Annotated in this window: 23 protein-coding genes and 1 pseudogene; 16 read left to right on the top strand and 8 right to left on the bottom strand. The window is 65.8% G+C overall.

Annotated features, from left to right (window positions below):
• Positions 1-11: 11 nt before the first annotated feature.
• From BVC93_RS26615 to bfr, 4 genes are read right to left on the bottom strand one after another with little or no spacing between them, the layout of a single operon-like run.
• Positions 12-506, bottom strand: a complete 495-nt coding sequence (locus BVC93_RS26615) for a carboxymuconolactone decarboxylase family protein (protein WP_083740044.1) — start codon at positions 504-506, stop codon at positions 12-14.
• A gap of 10 nt (positions 507-516) precedes the next feature.
• Positions 517-2,562, bottom strand: a complete 2,046-nt coding sequence (locus BVC93_RS26610) for an MDR family MFS transporter (RefSeq protein WP_083740043.1) — start codon at positions 2,560-2,562, stop codon at positions 517-519.
• Between the two features lie 9 nt (positions 2,563-2,571).
• Positions 2,572-3,984 (bottom strand): xylulokinase, encoded by a 1,413-nt coding sequence (gene xylB / locus BVC93_RS26605; protein WP_083740042.1) that lies wholly within the window; start codon positions 3,982-3,984, stop codon positions 2,572-2,574.
• 36 nt (positions 3,985-4,020) lie between these two features.
• The gene (bfr, locus tag BVC93_RS26600; protein ID WP_083741369.1) at positions 4,021-4,500 is read right to left on the bottom strand and encodes a bacterioferritin; all 480 of its coding nucleotides are present in this window, start codon (positions 4,498-4,500) and stop codon (positions 4,021-4,023) included.
• Positions 4,501-4,756: 256 nt separating this feature from the next.
• Between bfr and BVC93_RS26595 the strand changes: the two genes are divergently transcribed.
• Positions 4,757-4,942 (top strand): (2Fe-2S)-binding protein, encoded by a 186-nt coding sequence (locus tag BVC93_RS26595; RefSeq protein ID WP_083740041.1) that lies wholly within the window; start codon positions 4,757-4,759, stop codon positions 4,940-4,942.
• Here the strand turns inward: BVC93_RS26595 and BVC93_RS26590 are convergent.
• Both BVC93_RS26590 and BVC93_RS26585 read right to left on the bottom strand, forming a co-directional pair.
• Positions 4,939-5,694 (bottom strand): enoyl-CoA hydratase/isomerase family protein, encoded by a 756-nt coding sequence (locus BVC93_RS26590; protein WP_083740040.1) that lies wholly within the window; start codon positions 5,692-5,694, stop codon positions 4,939-4,941. The genes BVC93_RS26595 and BVC93_RS26590 overlap by 4 nt on opposite strands.
• A gap of 65 nt (positions 5,695-5,759) precedes the next feature.
• On the bottom strand, positions 5,760-6,464 hold the full coding sequence (locus BVC93_RS26585; protein WP_083740039.1) for an EthD domain-containing protein: 705 nt from the start codon (positions 6,462-6,464) through the stop codon (positions 5,760-5,762).
• A gap of 44 nt (positions 6,465-6,508) precedes the next feature.
• Here BVC93_RS26585 and BVC93_RS26580 point away from each other — a divergent pair, with 44 nt between their 5' ends.
• The 5 genes from BVC93_RS26580 (at position 6,509) to BVC93_RS26560 (ending at position 13,031) form a co-directional block, all read left to right on the top strand.
• A complete protein-coding gene (locus BVC93_RS26580; RefSeq protein ID WP_083740038.1) occupies positions 6,509-8,428 on the top strand; it encodes an FUSC family protein in 1,920 nt (639 codons plus the stop codon).
• 160 nt (positions 8,429-8,588) lie between these two features.
• Positions 8,589-9,245, top strand: coding sequence for a GntR family transcriptional regulator (locus tag BVC93_RS26575; protein WP_083741368.1), 657 nt, complete (start codon positions 8,589-8,591; stop codon positions 9,243-9,245).
• Positions 9,246-9,328: 83 nt separating this feature from the next.
• Complete coding sequence (locus tag BVC93_RS26570) at positions 9,329-10,732, top strand: allophanate hydrolase (RefSeq protein ID WP_083740037.1); 1,404 nt, start codon at positions 9,329-9,331, stop codon at positions 10,730-10,732.
• Positions 10,729-11,424, top strand: a complete 696-nt coding sequence (locus tag BVC93_RS26565; protein WP_083740036.1) for a cysteine hydrolase family protein — start codon at positions 10,729-10,731, stop codon at positions 11,422-11,424. The genes BVC93_RS26570 and BVC93_RS26565 overlap by 4 nt, the downstream gene beginning before the upstream one ends.
• Positions 11,425-11,435: 11 nt before the next feature.
• Complete coding sequence (locus BVC93_RS26560; protein ID WP_083740035.1) at positions 11,436-13,031, top strand: regulator; 1,596 nt, start codon at positions 11,436-11,438, stop codon at positions 13,029-13,031.
• Here BVC93_RS26560 and BVC93_RS26555 read toward each other — a convergent pair.
• Positions 13,028-13,411 carry a cupin domain-containing protein gene (locus BVC93_RS26555; protein WP_083741367.1) on the bottom strand — a complete coding sequence of 128 codons (384 nt, stop codon included), beginning with the start codon at positions 13,409-13,411 and terminating at the stop codon, positions 13,028-13,030. The two genes, BVC93_RS26560 and BVC93_RS26555, sit on opposite strands and share 4 nt — an antisense overlap.
• Positions 13,412-13,508: 97 nt before the next feature.
• On the opposite strand from BVC93_RS26555, the gene BVC93_RS33295 reads away from it, so the two are divergent.
• From BVC93_RS33295 to BVC93_RS26515, 8 genes and pseudogenes are all read left to right on the top strand, one after another.
• Positions 13,509-13,886 (top strand): DUF222 domain-containing protein, encoded by a 378-nt coding sequence (locus BVC93_RS33295; RefSeq protein WP_192860112.1) that lies wholly within the window; start codon positions 13,509-13,511, stop codon positions 13,884-13,886.
• The gene (locus tag BVC93_RS34445) at positions 13,883-14,194 is read left to right on the top strand and encodes a DUF222 domain-containing protein (protein ID WP_192860111.1); all 312 of its coding nucleotides are present in this window, start codon (positions 13,883-13,885) and stop codon (positions 14,192-14,194) included. The genes BVC93_RS33295 and BVC93_RS34445 overlap by 4 nt, the downstream gene beginning before the upstream one ends.
• 85 nt (positions 14,195-14,279) lie before the next feature.
• Positions 14,280-14,366 (top strand): annotated as a pseudogene (locus tag BVC93_RS34845) (hypothetical protein); the annotation flags it as partial.
• Between the two features lie 56 nt (positions 14,367-14,422).
• Positions 14,423-14,788 (top strand): HNH endonuclease signature motif containing protein, encoded by a 366-nt coding sequence (locus tag BVC93_RS34195; RefSeq protein ID WP_236950531.1) that lies wholly within the window; start codon positions 14,423-14,425, stop codon positions 14,786-14,788.
• A gap of 109 nt (positions 14,789-14,897) precedes the next feature.
• On the top strand, positions 14,898-16,565 hold the full coding sequence (locus BVC93_RS26530; protein WP_083740030.1) for a tetratricopeptide repeat protein: 1,668 nt from the start codon (positions 14,898-14,900) through the stop codon (positions 16,563-16,565).
• Between the two features lie 160 nt (positions 16,566-16,725).
• Entirely contained in the window at positions 16,726-17,205 is a 480-nt protein-coding gene (locus BVC93_RS26525) for a nucleoside deaminase (protein WP_083740029.1), read from the top strand.
• Positions 17,202-18,491: an alpha-amylase family glycosyl hydrolase gene (locus BVC93_RS26520; RefSeq protein WP_083740028.1), complete on the top strand. Its 1,290-nt coding sequence runs from the start codon at positions 17,202-17,204 to the stop codon at positions 18,489-18,491. Before BVC93_RS26525 ends, BVC93_RS26520 begins: the two co-directional genes overlap by 4 nt.
• Before the next feature lie 39 nt (positions 18,492-18,530).
• Positions 18,531-18,944, top strand: coding sequence for a nitroreductase family deazaflavin-dependent oxidoreductase (locus BVC93_RS26515; RefSeq protein ID WP_083740027.1), 414 nt, complete (start codon positions 18,531-18,533; stop codon positions 18,942-18,944).
• 34 nt (positions 18,945-18,978) lie between these two features.
• Here the strand turns inward: BVC93_RS26515 and BVC93_RS26510 are convergent, their stop codons facing one another.
• A complete protein-coding gene (locus BVC93_RS26510) occupies positions 18,979-19,404 on the bottom strand; it encodes a DUF1810 domain-containing protein (protein WP_083740026.1) in 426 nt (141 codons plus the stop codon).
• A gap of 26 nt (positions 19,405-19,430) precedes the next feature.
• On the opposite strand from BVC93_RS26510, the gene BVC93_RS26505 reads away from it, so the two are divergent.
• On the top strand, positions 19,431-21,560 hold the full coding sequence (locus BVC93_RS26505; protein ID WP_192860110.1) for an adenylate/guanylate cyclase domain-containing protein: 2,130 nt from the start codon (positions 19,431-19,433) through the stop codon (positions 21,558-21,560).
• On the top strand, positions 21,560-22,957 hold the full coding sequence (locus tag BVC93_RS26500) for a mechanosensitive ion channel family protein (protein ID WP_083741365.1): 1,398 nt from the start codon (positions 21,560-21,562) through the stop codon (positions 22,955-22,957). The genes BVC93_RS26505 and BVC93_RS26500 overlap by 1 nt, the downstream gene beginning before the upstream one ends.
• The last annotated feature ends 46 nt before the right edge of the window (positions 22,958-23,003 follow it).

Below are 23,003 nucleotides of genomic sequence, written 5' to 3'. Positions count from 1 at the left end.
CATCATGCCGGTTAGGTGCGGCTGGGGATGGTCAGCTTGCAGGTCTGCCCGATGTCGAGGGTGCGCAGCATCCGGCCCATGCCCACCCACATGGCACACGACAGCGCCAGATCGGTCATCAACTCGTCGGAGAAGTGAGACCGCGCCCGATCCCAAAAGTCTTCGTCATCACGCAATTTGGCGTGTTCGGTTCCGAATCGGTGTGCGAACTCCGCCGCGATCCGCTCCTGTTCGGAGTACCCCTCCCAGGTGCGCCACTGCTCGGCATGGTCGTAGAGATCCTCGTCCACACCGGCCGCCGGCCCGTCGGCGTCACGGGTGTTGATGCATACCGCACATTCGTTGTCGTGGGCGATGACGATGCGCGCGAGTTCACGCACCCGCAACGGCAGCCGGTTGTTGTTGTACACGGCGTGGGTGAAGCCGGCCATTGCGGTGCCGATCTCCGGGGACTTCAGAATCCAGCCCGCAACATCGTCGTCAGGGAACTCTCCGATACGGCTCATTCCCGGGATGCTACGCCGGCGAACCCGGAACGGTAACGCGTTCTAATTTTTCGTTCCAGTCGGGCTGCAGCAGCATCCGATGCGCAATGCGCTCCAGCGCGGCCTCGACCTCCACCCGGTCGGGTCGGCCCTCGAACTGAGGATCGTCGGCCAACTTCTCCAGGATTCTGCCGACGATCGCCGCCGACGCCACGTCCACCTGTCGCACCCCGGCCTGGGTGAGCCACAACTGATCGCCGGTGCGCAGCGCATAACCATCGGCCACCAGGTTGTCGAACGTCGGCTCCAGCACTTCGAACGGCATCCGCAACCGTTCGCCGATCTCGGTGAGACGCGCGGTTCCGAACACCTGGTTCTGCCGGTAGATCTGGACCAGCGCCCACAGCCCGGCCACGTCCATGTCGCAGCCGTAGCGTCCGGCGATGTGACGCAGCCGGATCTCCGGCGAGGCACGGAACATCCGACCCACGGCCGTCTCGAGGATCTTCTCCGGCGAGTCCGCGCCGGGCATGCCGAAGCCCTCGCCGAGATCCGACGCGGAAACGGCATCGATGTCGCGCAGCGGCACCTCTTTGAGGAACAGCGACACCACGAACCCGATCACCGCCACCGGTACCGCGCACAGGAACACCAGTCCGAGTGAGTCGGCGTAGGCATCGACAATCGGCGCAGCCACCTCCGGGGCCAGTTCGTGCAGCGCTTTCGGCGAGTCGGCGGCAGCCGGGGGTGCTCCGCCGGCCGCCAGCGCAGGAGCGAGCCGGCTCGCCAGGAAGTTGGCGAACAGCGACCCGAAGATGGCCGCCCCGAACGAGCTGCCGATGGTGCGAAAGAACGTCACGCCCGAAGTCGAGACTCCGAGGTCTTCGAAGCGCGCGGTGTTCTGCACCGTCAGCACCAGCACCTGCATGCACAGTCCGATGCCCGCACCCAGGATGAACAGGTACAGCGATTGCAACCAGATCGAGGTGGTGGCGTCCATCCGCGACAGCAGGAAGAAGCCGACGCTCATGGTGGCGGTGCCTGCCACGGGGAAGATCTTGTAGCGGCCGGTGCGGCTGACGGTCTGGCCGCTGCTGATGGACGTGAGCAGCAACCCGGCCACCATGGGCAGTGTCCGCAGTCCGGATTCGGTGGCCGACACCCCGTCGACGAACTGCATGAAGGTCGGCAGGAACGTCATCGCGCCCAGCATCGCGAAACCCACGATGAAGGCGAGGATGCAGCAGACGGTGAACACAGGGCTGCCGAACAACCGCATCGGCAGGATGGGCTCTGCGGCCCTGGTCTCCACCCAGACAAAAACTCCCAGAGCCACCGCGGATCCGGCGAACAACGCGATGATCACCGGCGACGTCCAGGCGTACTCGCCGCCGCCCCAGCTGGTGGCCAGCGTCAGACCGGAGGCACCGAGGCCGACGAACAGGATTCCCGCGTAATCGATGACCGGCCGGCCGGTCCGTGCCAGTGCGGGGATGGCGGCGGCTCCGACCAGCAGGACGACGACACCGACGGGAACGTTGACCCAGAAGGCCCAGCGCCAGCTCAGGTGATCCGTGAAGAACCCACCGAGCAGCGGTCCGATGACAGTGGTGACACCGAACACCGCACCGAGTGCCCCTTGGTAGCGGCCACGTTCCCGCAGCGGGATGACTTCGCCGATGACGGCCATGGCGGTGACCATGATGGCGCCACCCCCGATGCCCTGCAGCGCGCGAGCCGCCACGAGCGTGGTCATGGAATTGGCCAACCCGCACAGCACCGAACCCAGCAGGAAGAACACCACCGACACGCAGAACACCTGTTTGCGGCCGAACAGGTCCCCGAGCTTGCCGACGATGGCAGTGGCGATGGTCGAGGCCAACAGATAGCTGGTGACCACCCACGCCTGGTGCCCGGCGCCGCCGAGATCGGCGACCACCGTCGGCAGCGCGGTGGCGACGATGGTCTGGTCCAGCGCGGCAAGCAACATTCCGAGCAGCACCGCAACGAAGATGAAGTTGCGGCGCCGAAGGCTGATCAGAGTGGAGCCGGCCGACTCGTCGGGTGAGTTCGACACAATGGTTAGTTAAACTAGCATAATTTTGCGCTGGCCGAGCGTCAGGCCGCTGGCGGCGGTGTATTGCTCGAGAACATGCGGCGTGGGTTCCCCGGTGAATGTCTGCGAACCCTCCAGCTGCCACGCCGGCGGGGTGTCACCGCCTGCCAGCACCCAGGCGGCCTGCTTGGCAGCGCCGAGTGCGACGTACTCACCCGGGGTGGGCACCTCCACGGCACGACCCAGCACGGCGGGCGCGATCTGACGGACGGCAGCCGAACGGGCGGCACCCCCGACCATCAGCACCCGCTCCACCGCCACGCCCTGCTCGGCGATCTTGTCCAGGCAGTACGCCATGGACGCCAGCAGCCCCTCCACCGCGGCACGCGCGACGTTCGCAGGCGACAGGTTGGTGGTGCTGACGCCCTGAAGCGCACCGCGGGCGTCGGGCAGGTTGGGTGAGCGTTCCCCGTCGAAGTACGGGATCCACACCAGACCTTCGGATCCTGCGGGCGCCGACAGTGCCAGCTCCGAGAACCGGTCGAGGTCAACACCCAGCATCTTGGCCACCGCCGCCAGCACCGGTGCGCCGTTGAGAGTGCACACCAGCGGCAACTGCCTGCCGGTGGCGTCGGCGAACCCGGCCACGATGCCGTCGGGATCATGCGAGGCGGTCTCACCGACCGCGCTGATGACCCCCGAGGTGCCCAACGACATCACGCAGTCACCGGATGCGGCACCCAGACCCAACGCGGCGGCAGCGTTGTCTCCCGCACCGGGGCCCAGTGGAGCACCCCGGTAGCTCAACGCCGTCTCAGACGGGCCCAGCACCCGCGGCAGCTGCGGCAACCGACCGCGGGTGGCCAGCAGCAGCAGGTCTTCTTTGTAGGTGTCGTCGGCGGCGGAGAAGTAGCCGGTGCCGCTGGCATCGCTGCGGTCGGTGATCAGGTCCCCGATGTCGCTGGACCCGGAGAGCTTCCAGGTGAGCCAGTCGTGCGGCAGGCATACCGCCGCGGTGCGGTCGGCGTTGTCCGGCTCATTGTCAGCCAGCCAGCGCAGTTTTGTGGCGGTGAACGACGCCACCGGTACCAGCCCGGTCTCCTGCGCCCACTTCGCGGCGCCGCCCAGTTCGGCGATCAGGTCGACGGCCGCCTGAGCGGATCGGGTGTCATTCCACAGCAGCGCTTTTCGCACCACGTCACCAGAGGAGTCCAGGCAGACCATGCCGTGTTGCTGGCCACCCACGGAGATGGCCTCGACATCGTCGAGGCCGCCCGCTCCGTCAATGGCGGTTTGCAGCGCGTCCCACCACGCCGCCGGATCCACCTCGGTTCCAGCGGGATGCGGCGCCGAGGCCGAACGGACGATGGCGCCGGTGTCGGCGTCACAGATCAGGACCTTGCTCGACTGCGTTGAGGAGTCGATTCCAGCGACGAGTGTCACGCCGACGAGATTACGCGCCCCGTCGGGGCCGACCGATTACTGCGGTGGCCGCGCGACACATTGCGCGAGATAGAGCTGCTCGCCCAGCTTGTCCATCAGCTCCAGCTGAGTCTCGAGGTAGTCGATGTGCTCTTCCTCGTCGGCCATGATGGTCTCGAGCAGCTTGGCGCTGGTGCTGTCCTGCTTCTCGCGGCACATGATGATGCCGGGTCGCAGCCGCTCGGCCACTTCGTACTCCACGGCAAGGTCGGACTCGAACTGCTCGCGCAGAGTCTGGCCGACGCGCAGCGAGAACAACCGCTGATAGTTCGGCAGGCCGTTCAGCAGCAGGATGCGGTCGGTGATCATCTCCGCGTGCTGCATCTCCTCGAAGGATTCCTTGCGAGTGTGCGCGGCCACCTCGGTGAAGCCCCAGCTGTCCTGCATCTTGGAGTGCAGGAAGTATTGGTTGATCGCAGTCAGTTCGCTGGTCAGCTGCTCGTTGAGCAACTTCAGCACGTCCGGATCGCCTTGCAACATGAGGGCTCCTCAGGGCACAGAAAAGTGGGCTGTGTCGGTAACGCCGCGTGCGGGGCGCTGGGCTGTGCGCCATCCCGCCGCTCTATTGAATCTAGCCCAGAACATCAGTCAAAGCACACCCGAATCACCGAGAAAAACGTCATCTACCTGCGGTTTTATCATAGGCACACCTAACTGAGGCCGCCCTAACATTTCCCTGCAAGTTAGGTTAGACTGCGCTAATCATGCGGATCGAACTGTCTCCGGGAGCCTGATGTACGTCTGCCTGTGCACCGGCGCCACCAGCCACTGCGTGGCCGATGCGGTCAGCAAGGGGGCGTGCACCTCGAAGCAGGTCGCCGCGGCCTGCGGGGCCGGATCGGACTGCGGCCGCTGCAAGATGACGGTGCGCGCAATCATCGCCGCAACGCTGGCCGGGCAAACTGCCGTCGCTTCCTAGCTCTTCGGCCGATTGAAGTCCGCCAACGCCTCGACGTTGGCCGCGGCCCCCATCAGTTCCACAAAACACTGGTTCTCCCGCGCCCTGGCCGCCTCGATCTCGGCCCGCATCGGCGCCACCATGGTTGCCTTGACGGCTTGCAGGCTGGCGATCGGCCGCGACGCCAGCGTCTCGGCGTGCCTGCGCGCCTCGCCCAGTAGATCCTGCGGCTGGCATACCTTCCACACCAGGCCCATGCGCAGCGCCTCTTCTGCACCCACCCACTCCGAGGACATCAGCAGCCAGGCCGCGTTCTGCCTGCCGATGAGCTGCGGCAACAAATAGGACGACGCCGCCTCCGGCGCCACCCCGAGGCTGGTGAACGGACACTTGAGCTTGGCCGTCGTGGCCATGAAGGCGATGTCGGCGAAGCCCAGAATGGTGGTGCCGATGCCCAGGCCCAGGCCGTTGACCGCGCAGATCAGCGGCTTGGGGAACGCGGTCAGGGCATCGATCAGGCCCATGAAGCCGTGCTCGCCGGGGGTGAAGCCCGGGTCGGTGATCCTGGCTTGCATCTCCGCCAGGTCGGTGCCCGCACTGAACGCGCGACCGGTGCCGGTGATCAGGACGACGGCCACCTCCGGATCGTCGGCAGCATCACGCAGGGCGACGGTGGTGGCGTCGTACAGAGCCTCGTTGAATGCGTTGAGAGCGTCCGGACGGTTCAGGGTGAGTGTGCGTACCCGGTTGTCATCGGCAATCTGCAGTGTCACGCTTCTGAGACTAGAGGGTCTAGTTGGAGTGGACGCGAGTCGGTGTGATCAGGACCGCACGGTCGTCATGCGGGTACAAACGGGTCGCGCCACACGTAGCGGCTGGTGGGAATGGTGTCGACGTTCTCGTTGGCGCCGAATGCCGATGTACTGGCGACCATCCGGGTGATCCGCCGGCCCAGCTCGTCATCGTCGTCGGCACCGAAGAATGCCCTGATGTCGGAGACGGCGGCGTCGGGGAACAGTTCCTCGACAATGGCGGCCAGTTCGGGTGCACCGGGACTCAGTGCTCGCACCACCGCGTTCTGTACGTAACCGAACGTGGCCTGGGTATCGATGGCCACCGGCGTGTGGTCGATGTGCCAGCGGTGCCGCCAGGTGGACTCGTCCAGTTCGGCGGGCCGTCGCAGCAGCGCAATATTGGCCAATCCCGTTGTCCGCGAGCCAGGTTCGCACGTCGGCGGCGGCAGCGGCGTCGATTCGGTGACCAGGTAGGCGAATACGTCGGCGGCGTTCTTCTCCAGGATCGCCAGCACCGACGAGACCTGAGGGCCGTAGGACTGTTGCGCCCAGATACTCACCACGGCGTCGGCGGGCGGGTCGAGCACCGACAGTGTCATCATCGAATCGCGCACCGCGGCGTCCTTGACGTTCACCGCCAGCCCGGGTACCCCCAGGTCCAACAGCTCACCGGCGACGGGCCCGCGCAACCGCGCGCACCAGTCTTCGTCGGCCGCCTCAGCGCGTAGCACGAAGATGATCTTCTCCATGGACGCCGAATGTACCTGCTGGACAACGGCGCATAATGACTTCCATGAAGCCGGCATGGCCGTACGTCGGCGAGGTCGCACGCAGCCTGCTCGGTGTGCTGCTCGCGGTGGTGTTCGCGGTGCAGTGGGCTGACCCGGTGGGCGCCATGGCGGCGGGCGGCGGCGCGGCCATCGCCGGTGCCACGGCGCTGCAAGACAATCCGCGGCGCCTACGGTCAGTGTTGACGGTATCGGTGGCCGCCGGGGTGGCAGTGCTGCTGGGTTCGGTGTCGGCAGGACACGGTCCGCTGCCGGTCCTGGTGGTCCTGATGTGGTCGGCGGGCGCCGGGATGCTGTGGGCAGTCAGTGCCAACGCGGGGCTGGTGGCGACCGCTCTGGGGGCGCTGCTGGTGTGCTGTGGCCATACGCCGGTCTCTGTGCAGCAGGCGCTGGCCGTCGCACTCTTGGCCATCGGTGGCGGCCTCACCCAGGTGGTGCTGGTGGCCGCCTGGCCGCGACAACACTGGCGGGTACAGCACGCCGCGCTGTCGGCGGCGTACCGTTCGGTGGCCGACGGCACCCGGCAGCTGGCGGCTGATCCCGCGGCGAGTTTTGACGTCACTCCGCTGCTCGCTCTGCGGGACACCTACACCGTCACCGAGCGCCAGGCGCGCCGGCGGCCGCCCGCCTTCCGTGGCCTGTTCGGCCTGCCCGAGCAAGTGGCGATGGCGGTGACCACACTGCGCGCCGTCTCCCCCGATCGTGCCGCGCACGCCGTCCTCACCGCGTCCGCCACGGCGCTCGACCGCATCGCCGACGGTTCACGCGCCGACGCCGAAGCGGCCCTGGCGGAGCTCGATCCCGCCGTCGACCGGGTGCCGGCTGCCGCACTGTTGCCGGCCAGACGCCTGCAAGCTCAACTACACGAGGCGGCGTCCTTGCGGTTCGCGGGCTCGATGGCTCCTCTGGGCACGCTGAAATCGGCGCGAAAGCTGTTGCGCGCCCAGCTGTCCTCGAACTCGCCGATCCTGCGCCACGCCCTGCGCCTGAGCGTTGCCGCAGGGCTGGGTGCCGGTCTGGCCGCCGTGACGGGAATCGCGCAGGGTTACTGGATCGCTGTGACGGTGCTTCTGGTGCTGCGCCCGGAGACCGCTCACACCTACACCCGGTGTGTGGTCCGGGTGGCTGCATTGGTTGCCGGCGTGGTGGTGGCCACCGGCGTGACCGTGCTGTGGCATCCCAGCGGCATCGTCGCGGCGGTGCTGGCCACGGCATTGGTGGGCGTGGCGTATGCCGTGTCCGGCGTCGGCTATGTGCCGGTCACCGGGGCGCTGGCCATGGGGATCGTCTTCCTGGCCGATATCGCCGGCTCGGTGCACAGCGACGCTCTGGGCGAACGGGTACTGGCGGCGATACTCGGCGGTGCGCTGGCCATCGGCAGCCACGTGCTGCTGCCGGATCGTTCACTGGTGCGCCTCGATCAGCGCGCAGGTGAACTCCTCAAAGCCGAAATCGATTATGCGGCAACAGTCATTCGCGCTGTTGTGCACCCACTGACCGATGCCGAAGCCGTCATCGCCGCTGCCTGGGACCGCACGGTCCGGGCCAGGTCGGCGTTCGAGGCGGCCAGTGGCAGCGCCCGGGCCGATGCCCCGGAGGTGCGCCGGTGGCTGACCACCTACCGTGCGGGAATCAACGCGGTGACCGCGTCGTGTGCGGTGCTGGAGCGCTACGTGCCGGCCTCGCGGAGCCAGACTGTGGACCGCCGGTTCGTGGTCGCGGTGGACGATTTTGTCGACGCACTGCGCGGTGAGGTTCCCAGAGCCGGGCAGGCCTGGACCCTGGATGCCACTCATCTGGTGGCCACCGAGCAACAGCTGCGCGAGTCGGCGACCTATCTGGACAAGAGCCACGTCGCCCAACGCGTCCTGGTAAGCGAGATCGAGACGATCACCCGTCAATTGATGACGGTCGCCGATGCATGACAAGAGCCTGTCGCATTCGGCGTATTCACTTGGGCACGTTGATATCTCGGGAGACCAGCTGCCGGCTTCGCACGTCCCGACTTAGCCGGACTTCGAGAACACCCCTACAATTGTCGACAATCGACCTACTCGAACTGCCGAAAGGATGATCGATACCGCCATGGCGGCACCCAGGAACCAGCCAGGAAGCACGCTCCCAGCCACCCTCGTGGAGGTCGCGGCGCATCGGGTACGAGACGCCATCATGAGCGGCGCGCTGCAGCCGGGTGCGAAGATCGTCGAGGAGCAACTGTGCGCCGATCTGGGAATCAGCCGGGCACCTCTGCGTGAGGCTCTGCGCCAGCTGGCCCAGCAGGGGCTGGTCGAACACCTGCCGCGGCGCGGATCCCGGGTCACCGATTGGTCGCCTCAGGACATCCTGCAACTGTTCGAACTCCGCGGCGTGCTGGAGCGGCACGCCATCGAATCTGCACTACCGCTGGCAGATTTGGACAGCGCTCTGACTCCCGTGCGCGCAGCCCTGGAGCAGATGAGGGCGGCCGCCACCGACCTGGAACGCGACGACGCCCACCGCGAGTTCCACGCCGCGGTGGTGGCGCTGGCCGACAACCGCCAGCTCGACATTGCACTGGAGCCCATCCTGCTGAAGCTGCAGCTGCCCATGGCGGTCAACCTGCGCGAAGAGGCACGCCACCATCACGCCGACGACGGTATAGAGCGACACGAGGCGATCCTCGAGGCCTTGTCGACCAATGACTGCGCCGTGGTGGTGGCTGCCATGCATGATCACGGGCACCTGAGCTATCTGCCGCTTTGAACCCTGGTCTGCACCGGGATAACTAACACAAATGACACACAGCCGACGCTGATCCGCCACGATTCTGTCGACAATCGACAGTTATGGTCGTGTACTCACCGGGCCCGTCACTGGGACCTTCCGTCGCCGAAATCCTCGAATCTCATGCCAGCGGCTCGGGTTCGCCCTCCAAAACCGCAGCGCGCGTGGCAGATGCGATTGCTGCACGCGGAGATGACGGCACCTGGCTGTCCACCGTGCCCCGCGAGGAACTGCTGGCTGCCGCCCGCGACATCGAGAACCGGCCCGGCGCACGAGCGCTGCCGCTCTACGGCGTGCCGTTCGGCGTCAAGGACAGCATCGACGTCGAAGGTGTCCCCACCACCCTGTCCTGCCCCGACTTCTCCTACGTCGCCACCGACACCGCGCCCGTGGTGCAGCGTCTGCTCGACGCAGGCGCGCTGTACGTCGGCAAGACCAACCTGGACCAGTTCGCCACCGGGCTGAACGGCACCCGCACTCCGTACACCACCCCGCGAAGCGTTTACGGCGGCAACATGATCTCCGGCGGCTCGTCCTCCGGTTCCGCACTGGCCGTCGCACTGGGGCAGGTGCCCTTCGCCGTCGCCACTGACACCGCGGGTTCCGGCCGGGTGCCCGCAGCACTCAACGGTGTGATCGGGTTCAAGCCCTCCCGAGGACTCATCAGCGCCGTTGGCCTGGTGCCCGCCTGCAAGTCCCTGGACTGCATCACCCTGATGGCAGGTTGCATCGACGACGTGGACCGCGCCTTCGACGTGATGGCAGGCCGCGACGACAACGACGGCTGGTCCCGCGATCGCGGACCTCGTTACAGCGGCGCGCCGATCCGCGTGGGCCTGCCCGCCGTCGACGAACTCGAATTCTTCGGCGACGACGCCATGAAGCAGGCGCACCTGGCCTTTCGACACCGACTGGCCGGCCAGGTGCAGGTTGTCGACGTGTCACTGGCACCGTTCCTGGCCGCCGGCGAGCTGCTGTACCAGGGCCCCTGGGTGGCAGAACGTCTGGTGGTGTTCGGGGAATTCCTTGCTGCCCAGCCTGATTCAATTCACCCGGTGGTACGCGACATCCTGGCGTCCGGGCAGAAGTACACCGCGGTGGACGCCTTCGCGGCACTGCAGCAACTGCAGGAACTGCGTGCCGAAGTGCTGCGTCTTTGGCGCGACATGGACGTCATGGTGGTTCCCACCATCGGCACCACCTTCACCGTCGACCAGGTACTGGAGCGGCCCATCGACACCAACACCATGCTGGGCCACTACACCCACTTCGGCAATCTGCTGGATCTGCTCGGTGTCGCGATACCACTTGGCACCCTGTCCGACGGCCGCCCGTACAGCGCGACCCTGCTGGGTGCCGCCCAAACCGATGACATCGCACTGCAACTGGCCGCGCAGTTGCTCGATGAACCCCGAACCGTCGACACCCCGTCGTCCATCACCGTCACCACCAAGGAGCACCTGTGAGCAGTAGCACCGTCGACATTCCCGCCAACCCCGGCCCGTTCCCACTGATCGCCGGCAAGACCGCCCTGATCGTCATCGACATGCAACGAGACTTCATGCTGCCCGGTGGTTTCGGCGAGAGCCTCGGCAACGACGTCGACCAGCTCACCAAGGTGGTGGAACCGCTGGCCGCGCTGATCGGGGCGGCCCGCGAGGCCGGCATCATGGTGATCCACACCCGTGAGGGCCACAAGCCGGACCTTTCGGACTGCCCGCCGGCCAAACTCACCCGCGGCGCCCCGTCCAAGCGCATCGGCGACCCGGGCAAGTACGGCCGCATCCTGATCCAGGGCGAGTACGGCCACGACATCATCGACGACCTGGCCCCTGTGGAGGGCGAGGTCGTGATCGACAAGCCCGGCAAAGGCGCCTTCTACGCCACTCCCCTGCAGGACATCCTCACCGAGAACGGCATCACACAACTGCTGATGACGGGCGTCACCACCGAGGTTTGCGTCCACACCACCACCCGCGAAGCGAACGACCGCGGCTACGAGTGTCTGGTGGTATCCGATTGTGTCGGTTCGTATTTCCCTGAGTTCCAGGAAGTCGGGCTGAAGATGATCGCCGCCCAGGGCGGCATCTTCGGCTGGGTCGCCGACACCGCTGCCGTCATCCCCGCACTCAAATCCCTCGCCCCCACCGCAGCCTGAGAGGAACCGTCATGAGCACAGTCAGCGATCCGCCGGCCCAACCGTCCACCGACAAAGCCACCCCGCCCGGAGTCTCCTGGTGGACCCGAGGCGATCTCAATGCGTTCTTCGGGCTGGGATTCAACATCCTGGTCAACGTCCTCACCTTGACCGGTCTGATGATCGGCGTCATCGCCGTACCGGCCGGTGACGTGCTCGGAACAGTGCTGCCGGCCCTCGGCGTCGCGCTGATCCTGGGCAACCTGTACTACACCTTCCTGGCCCGCCGCCTGGCCAGGAAGGAAAACCGTTCGGACGTCACGGCTCTGCCGTACGGACCCAGCGTCCCGCACATGTTCATCGTGGTTTTCGTGGTCATGCTGCCGGTGTACCTCAACACCGACGATCCGATACGCGCGTGGGAAGCGGGTCTGGCATGGGCATTCCTGATCGGTGTCATCGTGATGATCGGGGCGTTCGTCGGGCCCTACATCCGCAAACTCACCCCACGCGCCGCGATGCTGGGCACCCTGGCCGGCATTTCCATCACCTTCATCTCGATGCGACCCGCCGCGCAGATGTGGGAAGCGGCTTGGATCGGCCTGCCTGTGCTGGCAATCATCCTGATCGGTTTTTTCACCAACATGAAGCTGCCGTTCAACATCCCGGTGGGACTGGCCGCACTGCTGGTGGGTACCGCGATCGGCTGGGCTGGTGGTTTCATGTCCGCGCCGGATGTCACCGCCGCTGTCTCCAACATCGCGATCGGCATCCCGGATCTGCGAATCGACCTGCTGTTCAATGGCTTGTCGGATCTGGCACCGCTACTGGGCACCGCCATTCCGCTGGGTGTCTACAACTTCACCGAGGCCATGAGCAACGTGGAGTCCGCGGCAGCCGCAGGTGACAACTACAACTTGCGCAGTGTGCTGCTGGCCGACGGCGCCGGCGCCATCGTCGGTTCCGCCTTCGGTTCACCGTTCCCGCCCGCCGTCTACATCGGCCATCCGGGCTGGAAGGACGCCGGAGGCCGCGCGTCGTACTCACTGGCCAGCGGCGTCGCCATCGGAATCCTGTGTTTCGTCGGCCTTTTCGGCATCCTCGATGCACTCCTGCCGGTGCCGGCGATCGTGCCGATCCTGTTGTACATCGGCCTGCTGATCGGCGCTCAGGCCTTCCAGGCGGTGCCGCGATTGCATGCGGTGGCCGTGGTGGCCGCGCTGCTACCCAACCTCGCGGAATGGGGTCGAGGCCTGATAGACAACGCACTGAACGCCGCAGGCACGTCGGCCTCCGAAGTGGGCATGGAAGCTCTCAATGGTGCCGGGGTGGTCTACGAAGGCCTCAAGGTGCTGGGAGAGGGCGCGGTGCTGGTTGGCCTGATCTTCGGAAGCATGGTGTGCTTCATCCTGGAGAAGAAATTCCTCTACGCCGCGATCGCCGCCGGTGTGGGGGCGGTGCTGTCGTTCATCGGCCTGATCCACGCCCCGCAGGTCGAGTGGGCCGCCAGCCCGTCAGTGTCGTTGGGCTACGTCTTCTTCGGTCTGGTGTGCCTCATCTACCACTTCCTGCCCGGTTCCAAAGATCCGGTGGACGTGGACGAATCCGACGTGGTGGCCGGTCACTAGTCGCACACGAAGGGCACTTCGGTCCCTGGCGCCAGCACGACGTACATGCGGCGCCAGGGATCGTCGCCTTCTAGCTGCCACTGGTGACCACTGCCCGCGGTGTCCTCGGCGAGGAGGATGTCGCCGGGATGCAAGGTGAACTGCTCACCGTCACGTGTGACAAAAAGCAGTGTGCCGCTCAGCGTCACGACCAGCTGCCGCACCGGGGCGGTATGCCAGGCCAACGCACCGCCGCCCGCCGTCTCCTCGACCGTGACATGCGCGGCTGACATCGCCCCGGACACCAGATCGTCGTTGCGGCCCGGCCGCATGTCCAGCTTCCCGATCTGGACGTGCGAGCCACCATCTTGACCAGTCCACAGTCGTACGCAGCGAATCATGATGGCGATGTTACTGGGTGAAACCTCGTGTGCCACTTCAGTATCTGTTGCCACGCTGCGAGCTTTTTTGTCGGTGGATCGAACTACTGTTCGAGTTATGGGTGGATCGGCGGTGCAGGACAGGGAGGCGATGCTGGCTGACCTGACGCTGATCGAAGAAGCGACCGCGCGGATGAACCGGTATTCGATCGACGGGTTCACCCATGGGGAATTGTTGGAGCTCCAGCAACGCCGCGAAACCGTGGCCCGTCAGCAGCCGGTGCTCGATCACCCGGTGTATCAACGCCTCACAACGGAATGCACCCCGAAACAACTCGGAGCCACAAGCTGCACCACGGTACTGGCCGCCCGGTTGCGGATCAACGACGCCGACGCCTACCGCCGCCTGACGAACGCGGAGTTGTTGGGTCCGCGGCAGTCTCTGACCGGGGAAGCCTTGGCGCCGGCGTGGCCCACGGCCAAGCCCACGGAGTGATCAGCACCGACCACATCACCACCATGACGTCGTTTTTTCGGAAACTCCCAGCGTTTGTTGATGCCCAGACCCGGGAGTCCGCCGAAGCTGAACTAGCCACACACGCGTCCGTATTGACCGTCGACGAGTTCGTCACAGCCGCTGACCGGTTGGCGTATCTGTTGAATCAGGACGGCGAATTCTGCGATGAAGATCGGGTGGCGCGGGCGTATCTGCGGCGCGGCACACAACGCCCGGATGGGTTGATTCCGATCGACGGACTGCTCACCCCACACGCCTGGGCGCTGCTGGAACCGATCCTGGAATGACACCCCCTGTGTATCGGGAACGCCGAGTGAGGAGCAGAAACGCGCCGACACCCGCACCCACGGCCAACGCACCCACGACGCCCTGATGTGGATGCGTCGCCAATTGCTGACCGGCATGCCGATCAGCACCCTCAACGGGCTGCCCGCCACCCTCATCATCGTCGCCAACCTGACTGACCTCGAAAACCGCATCGGGCACGGTGTCACTGCCGGCGGCACCCCACTCCCATGTCCGACGTCCTGGCTCTGGTCGCCCACTCCCGGCCCTGGTTGGCACTGTTCGACGGTAAAGGACTGCCACTGCATCTGGGGCGGTCGCGGCGCACCGCCTCAGTGCCACAGCGACTGATGTTGTTGGCCACACATCGGGGTTGCACCATGCCTGGCTGCACCGCCAATGCGTATCGGTCGCAGGTTCATCATGCGAATGCCGATTGGCAGCACGGCGGCCAGACCAACATCGAGGATCTGACCCTGGTGTGTGGACCGGAGCGGGGTTGTCCGCTGTCGAGTTCTGGGGGTGGGGTCCATTCGGTGACACCGTCGTCGGGGCGGCACTTCCCAGAACGCATCCTCGACCCCGGCGATCCCTAACCCCGGAGTGCACCACCAGCCGACGGACCAACCCGGTCCGCCGGCTACCGGTGCGTTCAGATGCGCTCGCCCCTCCCCCAGCTCGTCTCCACGCTCTAGGGTGTGCACCATGACTACCGAAGCGGTCGGCGCCGAACCCTACTACGATCTCGGCAGATATCACCGTCTAGTCGAAACCCCTTCTGCACAAGCACAATTGTGGTTCAACCGAGGACTGGTGTGGGCCTTTGCCTTCAATCACGATGAGGCGATCTCGTGCTTCGAGAAAGCACTCAGCCATGACCCCCGACTGTCCATCGCGCGGTGGGGTATTGCGTATGCCATCGGCCCCAACTACAACAAGGCGTGGGAGGCCTTCGACCCCACCGACATCGCCGTCTCGCTGGCCCGAGCCAGGATGGAGTTGCAACTGGCCGCCGAAGGTCACACCACGCCCGCCGAGCGCGGCCTTATCGACGCCCTGGCCAGCCGCTTTCCCACCGACAACCCCGAAGATCTCGACGCACTCGCAGCCGGGCACACTGCCTATGCAGACGCGATGGTGGAGCTGAGCAACGCCTACCCCGAGGACATCGACGTCCAGACATTGGCAGCCGACGCCTTGGTGAACGTCACCGCGTGGGCGCTGTGGGACACCCGCACCGGCGAGCCCGCACCCGGTTCACGGGTGGTCGAGGCCAAACGCATCCTGGACGCGGCTCTGGCCACCGATGCGGGCAAAGAGCACCCCGGACTGCTGCACATCTACATCCACACCATGGAGATGTCGTCTCACCCCGAAGACGCACTACCCGCTGCGGACCTACTCCGGGATCTGGTTCCCGACGCCGGGCACCTGCAGCACATGCCAACTCATATCGACGTGCTGTGCGGTGACTACCGCAGTTCGGTGGTGTCCAACCAGTCCGCGGTGAAAGCCGACCGCAAGTTCGTCGAAAACCAAGGGCCACTGAACTTCTACTCGCTCTACCGCGCCCACGACCTGCACTTCGTGGTGTATTCGGCGATGTTCAGCGGTCAGTTCCGGGTAGCACTGTCGGCGGCCGATGAACTGGCCGCACAACTGACACCGGAGTTGCTGTCCATCGAGTCGCCGCCCATGGCGGACTGGTTGGAAGCGTTTGTGCCGTTACGGATTCATGTCCTGATTCGCTTCGGTCGCTGGGATGACCTGATCGCCGAGCCGCTGCCCGAAGATGTCGCGCTGTACTGCACCACTGCAGCCATGACCCATTACGGCCGCGGGGTGGCGCACGCCGCCAAGGGCCAATTGGCGCAGGCCAAGGCCGAGCGGGATGCGTTCGAGGCCGCCTATGCAACCGTCCCCGACAGCCGGTATCTGTTCAACAACACCAGCCGCGACATCCTCGACGTCGCACGCGCAATGCTGGACGGTGAGATCGCCTACCGGGAGCGCCACTACGACCTCGCATTCGAACGTCTCAGAAAGGCAATCGAATTAGACGATGAACTTCCGTATGACGAACCCTGGGGGTGGATGCAGCCCACCCGGCACGCCTACGGTGCGCTGCTGCTGGAACAGGGACACGTGGCGGAAGCCGCGAAGGTGTACGAAGCGGATCTTGGGCTGGACCCCACCCTGGCCCGGCCCTGCCAGCACCCGAACAACCTCTGGAGCCTGCACGGCTACCACGAATGCCTCACCAAGCTGGGTCGCACCGCCGAAGCGCAGATCATCGGGCGCCAGCTGGACCTGGCCAAGGCCCGCGCCGACGTGCCGATCACCGCGTCGTGCGCGTGCCGGATGAACGTTTGAGGCGGTTCGCCGGCATCGATCGGGGCCCTGTGCCTGGCGGCAAGAGTGCTGGCAGTCGAGATTTCGTGGCCGAGACACCTCGAGGTCACGCCCGCAAGACACGCCTGTGCGGCGGCAGTCGAGCTGGCGTGCTATCGGCTGGTGCGTAGACTCTCGCCTCGTGGCCCTGAACGACCTCGACGTCGAACGGCTGGCGCGGTGTGTCGAGCTGGCGCGTGCCGCGCTCGACGACGGGGACGAACCCTTCGGGTCCATCCTGGTCGACGCCGACGGACATACCCTTTTCGAGGACCGCAACCGCGTCAAGGGCGGCGACGCCACTCAACACCCGGAGTTCGCGATCGCCCGGTGGGCGGCCGAGAACGTCGCGCCGGTGCGTCGCATCAGGGCGACGGTGTACACCTCCGGTGAGCACTGCCCGATGTGTTCGGCTGCGCACGCGTGGGTTGGACTGGGACGCATCGTGTACGCCACATCGTCGCAGCAGCTTTCGAAGTGGCTTGCCGACTGGGGCGCTCCGCCGTCGCCGGTGGCCGCTCTACCCATCACCACCGTTGCACCTCGGGTCGTTGCCGACGGCCCCGCACCACAATTCGAGGAAGAGATGAAATCCCTCTACGAAGCCCGGTTCCGGCCATGACCGAAGCCGAGTGGGTGAAACACGCGATCTGGTGGCAGATCTACCCCCTCGGCTTCGTGGGCGCGTACCCCGCCGACGTAGCACCCGGCCTGGAGGAACACAGGCTGCTGCGGGTGATCGACTGGCTGGACCACGCAATTGCCCTCGGGGCCTCCGGCATCGCTCTGGGACCGGTATTCGCCTCTCGTACACACGGTTACGACACCACCGACCACAAGCGCATCGATCCGCGCCTGGGTGATGACAACGATTTCGACGCCGTCATCCAGCAGGCACACGAGCGCGGGCTGCGGGTGCTGCTCGACGGGGTGTTCAACCACGTCGGCACCGATTTCCCCGCCTACCGTGCGGCCCTGGACGGCGACGAAGAGGCGGCGCGCTGGTTCCGGGGGCGTCCGGGCCGATTCCACACCTTCGAAGGCCATGGTGAGCTGATCACCCTCAACCACAACAACCCGGCGGTGGTCGACTACATCGTCGACGTGATGAACCACTGGCTGGACCGGGGTGCCGACGGCTGGCGCCTGGACGCGGCCTACGCTGTACCACAACGGTTCTGGGCTCAGGTGTTGCCGCGGGTAAGGGAAGCGCACCCGCAGGCCTGGTTCGTCGGTGAGGTCATCCACGGCGACTACGTGGGCATGGTCTCCCAGGCCGGGTTCGACGCCGTCACTCAGTACGAACTCTGGAAAGCCATCTGGAGCAGCCTCAACGACGGCAACTTCCACGAACTCAACTGGGCGCTTCGACGCCACAACGACTTCCTGGCCTCGTTCGTACCGCAGACCTTCATCGGCAACCACGACGTCACCCGCATCGCCAGCAAGCTCGAGCGACCCGAACATGTGGCCCATGCCGCTGTGCTGCTGATGACCCTCGGCGGTGTGCCCACCATCTACGCCGGCGACGAATTCGGATTCCAGGGCATCAAGGAAGACCGAGCCGGCGGTGACGACGCGGTACGCCCGGAGTTCGGCGTTCCCCCGTTCCCAGCCGACGCGGTGGGCCGCGACCTGTTCGCCCTGCACCAGTTCCTGATCGGGCTGCGCCGCCGCCACCCCTGGCTGCATACGGCGCGGACCACCGCGGTGGAGGTCGACAACCGTGGTTATGTGTACGAAACCCGAGGCGAAGACCACGCACTGGTGGTGGCGCTGAACATCGACGACGCGCCGTTGCCCGTCGACGTGCCCGGGCTGGTGATCGCCGGTTCCGGCGCACCACCACAGGAACGCGTGCAGCACACGCAGGTGCCGCCGCACGGCTGGCTGATCTTGGAGCCCTGACCCGGGAATAAAAGCATCCCGGTTTCCGTTTATCAGCAGGTGACTGAACTGAGCCCCACGGAGTGGGTACGCGAGCAGACCGAACGAATCCTGGAACAGGGCACCACGGACGGAGTCGAGGTACTGGACCGCCCGATCGTGCTGTTCACCACTACCGGCGCCAAGTCCGGCAAGAAGCGCTACGTCCCGTTGATGCGGGTCGAAGAGAACGGCAAGTACGCCATGGTGGCGTCCAAGGGTGGTGACCCCAAGCACCCGTCGTGGTACTTCAACGTGAAGAACAACCCCACGGTGACCGTGCAGGACGGCGACAAGGTGTCCACACTCACCGCTCGCGAGATCGAAGGCGACGAGCGTGCCCACTGGTGGGAACTGGCCGTGGCGGCCTACCCGCCGTATGCCGAGTACCAGACCAAGACAGATCGCCTCATTCCGGTCTTCGTCCTGGAGTGACGGCCGGCCTGAGCCAGCCCGTAGGTCCGGGTGTTCAGGGCAGGGCTGTCCGTAGCGTCTCCGGATCCGGCTGGCCGTCGTAGAACCGGTCCAGCACGGCGTTGAAGTCACCCGCGTCGTCGCCGCACAGCGCGAACAGGGTCGCACTGCTGCGCAACTTGAGGTTGTCCGGAAAGCCGAACACCTGCTCAGCGGTGCGGCCCTCGATGGCAGCGGCGAGACGGCAGCATTCACGCAGCCGCGGACCCAGCACCGGATGGGCCAGGTAGGCACGGGCCTCGGCCACGTCGGAGATGCCGAAATGCCGTGCAGTAGGGCTGTGTCCGAGCGTGCGCAGCTGGGGAAAGACGAACCACATCCAGTGCGTGCGTTTTCGCCCAGCGCGCAGTTCGGCCAGCACCGTGGCGTACACCGGGTCCTGCGCATCGATGAACCGTTGCAGTTGGAACGGATCGGACATGGTTTGCAGGCTAATGTTCTCAACCGATGACCACACCGGTAGGCCCGCTGGAGCGACGGCTCCTGATCTCGCGGATCAGTATCCAGTCCAAATTGCTGGTGATGTTGTTGCTCACGAGCGTCCTGTCCGCGGCAGTGGTGGGGTTCATCGGATACCAGTCGGGACGGGAGTCGCTGCGCACCTCGGTGTTCGACCGGCTCACCGAGATCCGCGAATCCCAGACCCGTCAACTGCAGGCACAGTTCGACGACCTGAAGAGCTCACTGGTGGTGTACTCCCGCGGCTCGACGGCCACCCAGGCCATCCAGGACTTCACCGCCGGGTTCGACCAGTTGGCTACGGCCCCCATCACCCCTGATCAGCAACGCTCGATCGTCGACTACTACACCGAGTTCGCCAAGAACGAGGCGCACGAGGTCGGTGCGCCGGTGGATGTCGAGGCCATCTCCCCCAAAGGCAATCCGGCGCTGTACCTACAGTCGCACTACACCACGCCGTTCACCGACTGGAACGCCTCTATCGCCAACGACAACGCCGGCGACGGCAGCCTGTGGTCGGCCACCAACGCCCGCTTCAACGATTTCTTCCGGGAGATCGTGCAGCGCTTCGAGTTCGAGGACGCGCTGCTGATCGACCCCAGAGGCAATGTCGTCTACACCGCTTACAAGGGCGTCGACCTCGGTTCCAACGTGTTCACCGGCCCCTTCCGCGGCGGTGAACTGACCGACGCCTTCGAGGCGGCGATGCGCACCAATCTCCTGGACTATGTCGGCATCACCGACTTCGGCTACTACGCCCCCGCCAGCGAACCCACCGCCTGGATGATGACGCCCATAGGTCCGCAGGACCGCCGCGAGGGCGTGATGGCACTGCAGTTCCCCATCTCGAAGATCAACCGGCTGATGACCGTCGACCAGCAGTGGGAGCAGGCCGGTATGGGCCAGACCGGCGAGACCATCATCGCCGGACCCGACGATCTGATGCGCTCGGATTCCCGGCTGTTCCTGCAGGATCCCGAGGCCTACCAGCGTGAGGCAGTCGAGGCCGGCACGCCGCCGGATGTCGTCGACACCGCATTGCGCCAGCACGGCACCACCCTGGTGCAGCCCATCCGCACCGACGCCGCTCAGCGGGCGCAACGCGGGGAACGCGGCACCATGGTCGCCACGGACTACCTGGGCCATGAAACCCTGCAGGCTTACGCGCCGGTTGACATCCCGGAGCTGCACTGGAGTGTGATCGCGAAGATCGACACCGACGAGGCGTTTGCACCGGTGTCGGCGTTCACCCGCACCCTGGTGCTGTCCACCGCGGCCATCATCTTCGTGGTGTGTCTGGCAGCCATGCTGTTCGCTCGGCTGTTCGTCCGTCCCATCCGGCGGTTGGAGTCCGGTGCTCAGCAGATCAGCGCGGGTGACTACGACATCCGGCTACCGGTGACCTCGCGGGACGAATTCGGCGATCTGACGACGGCATTCAACGACATGAGCCGCAACCTTGCCATCAAGGACGAACTGCTCAACGAACAGCGCCGCGAGAACGACCGACTGCTGCTGACACTGATGCCCGAACCCGTGGTGGCACGCTACCGCGAGGGTGAGGAGAACATCGCCACCGACCATCAGGACGTGACGGTGATCTTCGCCGATATCGTCGGGCTGAGCGAGTTGTCGTCGGGCCTGACGTCGGAGGAGAGTCTGGCCATCATCAACCGGCTGGTGCGCGAATTCGACGCTGCCGCAGAGAATCTGGGCATCGAACAGGTGCGCACCCTGCACAACGGCTACCTGGCCAGCTGCGGGCTCAACACCCCGCGCCTGGACAACGTGCGCCGCACCGTCGACTTTGCCGCCGAGATGGAACGCATCATCGAACGGTTCAACGGCGAGACCGACCACAATCTGAGCCTGCGGGCCGGCATCGACACCGGCACCGTCAGTACAGGTCTGGTGGGTCGCTCCAGTCTGGCCTACGACATGTGGGGCACCGCAGTGGATCTGGCCTACCGCGTGCAGAGCGGGTCCCCTCGGCCCGGCGTGTATGTGACGTCGCGGGTGTATGACCTGATGCGCAGCACCACCAGCTTCACCTCCGCGGGTGTGGTGTCTGTCGACGGCACCGATGAACCTCTCTGGCGACTGGCCGACCACCAGTGATCGCCGAGCTGTTCAACGACTCGTGGTTTGTCTGGGTGTTGGTCGTCGCCGTTGGCCTACCGGTGCTGCTGGTGCTGCTGACCGAGATCCACACCGCGCTGGCCCGGCGCGGCAGCGCACTGGTGCGCCCATTGGCGTTGGTGCGCAACTACATCCTGCCGCTGGGCGCGTTGCTGCTACTCCTGGTCAAGGGCTCCGATGTGTCCGCGGAGACCACCCCGGTGCGCATCGTCGCGACCGTGCTGGGATTCGTGGTGGTGGTGCTGCTGCTGTCCGGGCTGCGGGCGACGCTGTTCCAGGGGGCACCGGAAGGCAGCTGGCGCAAGCGGATTCCGTCGATCTTCCTCGATGTCGCGCGCTTCGCGTTGATCGCCGTCGGGTTGGCGGTGATCCTGTCCTGGGTGTGGGGTGCCAATGTCGGCGCCCTCTTCACCGCCCTGGGGGTGACGTCCATCGTCCTGGGCCTGGCACTGCAGAACTCCGTCGGCCAGGTGATCTCGGGTCTGCTGCTGCTGTTCGAGCAACCATTCCAGCTCGGCGACTGGCTCGACACTCCGTCGGCGAAGGGTCGCGTCGTCGAGGTGAACTGGCGCGCAACACATATCGACACCGGCAGCGGTCTACAGATCATGCCCAACTCGGCGTTGGCCGGAGCGTCGTTCACCAACCTCAGCCGCCCGGCCGGACCTCACTCGATCTCGGTAGAGACCGTCTTCGACGTCGAAGATCCGCCCGATGACGTGTGCATCATGCTGACCCGGATCGCGGGCAACCTGCCGCAACTGCATCCCGGGGCCAAGCCGTCATCGGTGACCACCGGCGGCGGGACGTACAGCACCAGCATCCCGCTGCGCTCGGCCGCCGACGAATGGACCACCAAGACGACGTTCCTGCGCTGGGCCTGGTATGCGGCTCGGCGGGCCAACCTGCACCTGGACAGAGCACAGAATGAGTTCAGCACGCCCGAACTGGTGGCCACGTCGCTGAAGATCGTCGCCCCAACGCTGCGCCTGACGGCGGTGGAGCAGCAGGCACTGGCGCCCAGTGTCCGCATCGTCCGCTACGGCGCGGGCGAAACCATGCAGTACCCCGGTCAGGTGCCCAAACGGATGATGTTCGTGGTCAACGGCCGGGTCCGGTTGACGGCCACCACCGACGACGGAAAGGTGCTGGGAGTCCGCACACTGTCCGCGGGCGACTTCCTTGGACAGACGACGTTGACGAGGGAACCGGTGGTGGCCGGCGGGTACGCAGTGGACGAGGTGACCGTGCTGACCATCGACCGCGTGCACCTGGAGAAGCTGGTCGAGGACAAGCCGGTGCTGCTGCACGACATCGGCCGTGCCATCGACGACCGCAAGGACGAGGTACGGCGGGTGCTGGCCTCAGCCGAGTGACGGGTGCTGCCCGCCCGTGACATGACCGGGAACAATTCCGGCACCT

The sequence above is a fragment of the Mycobacterium sp. MS1601 genome (assembly GCF_001984215.1).
GTDB lineage: Bacteria > Actinomycetota > Actinomycetes > Mycobacteriales > Mycobacteriaceae > Mycobacterium.
This window is presented reverse-complemented; position numbering and strand designations above follow the sequence as displayed.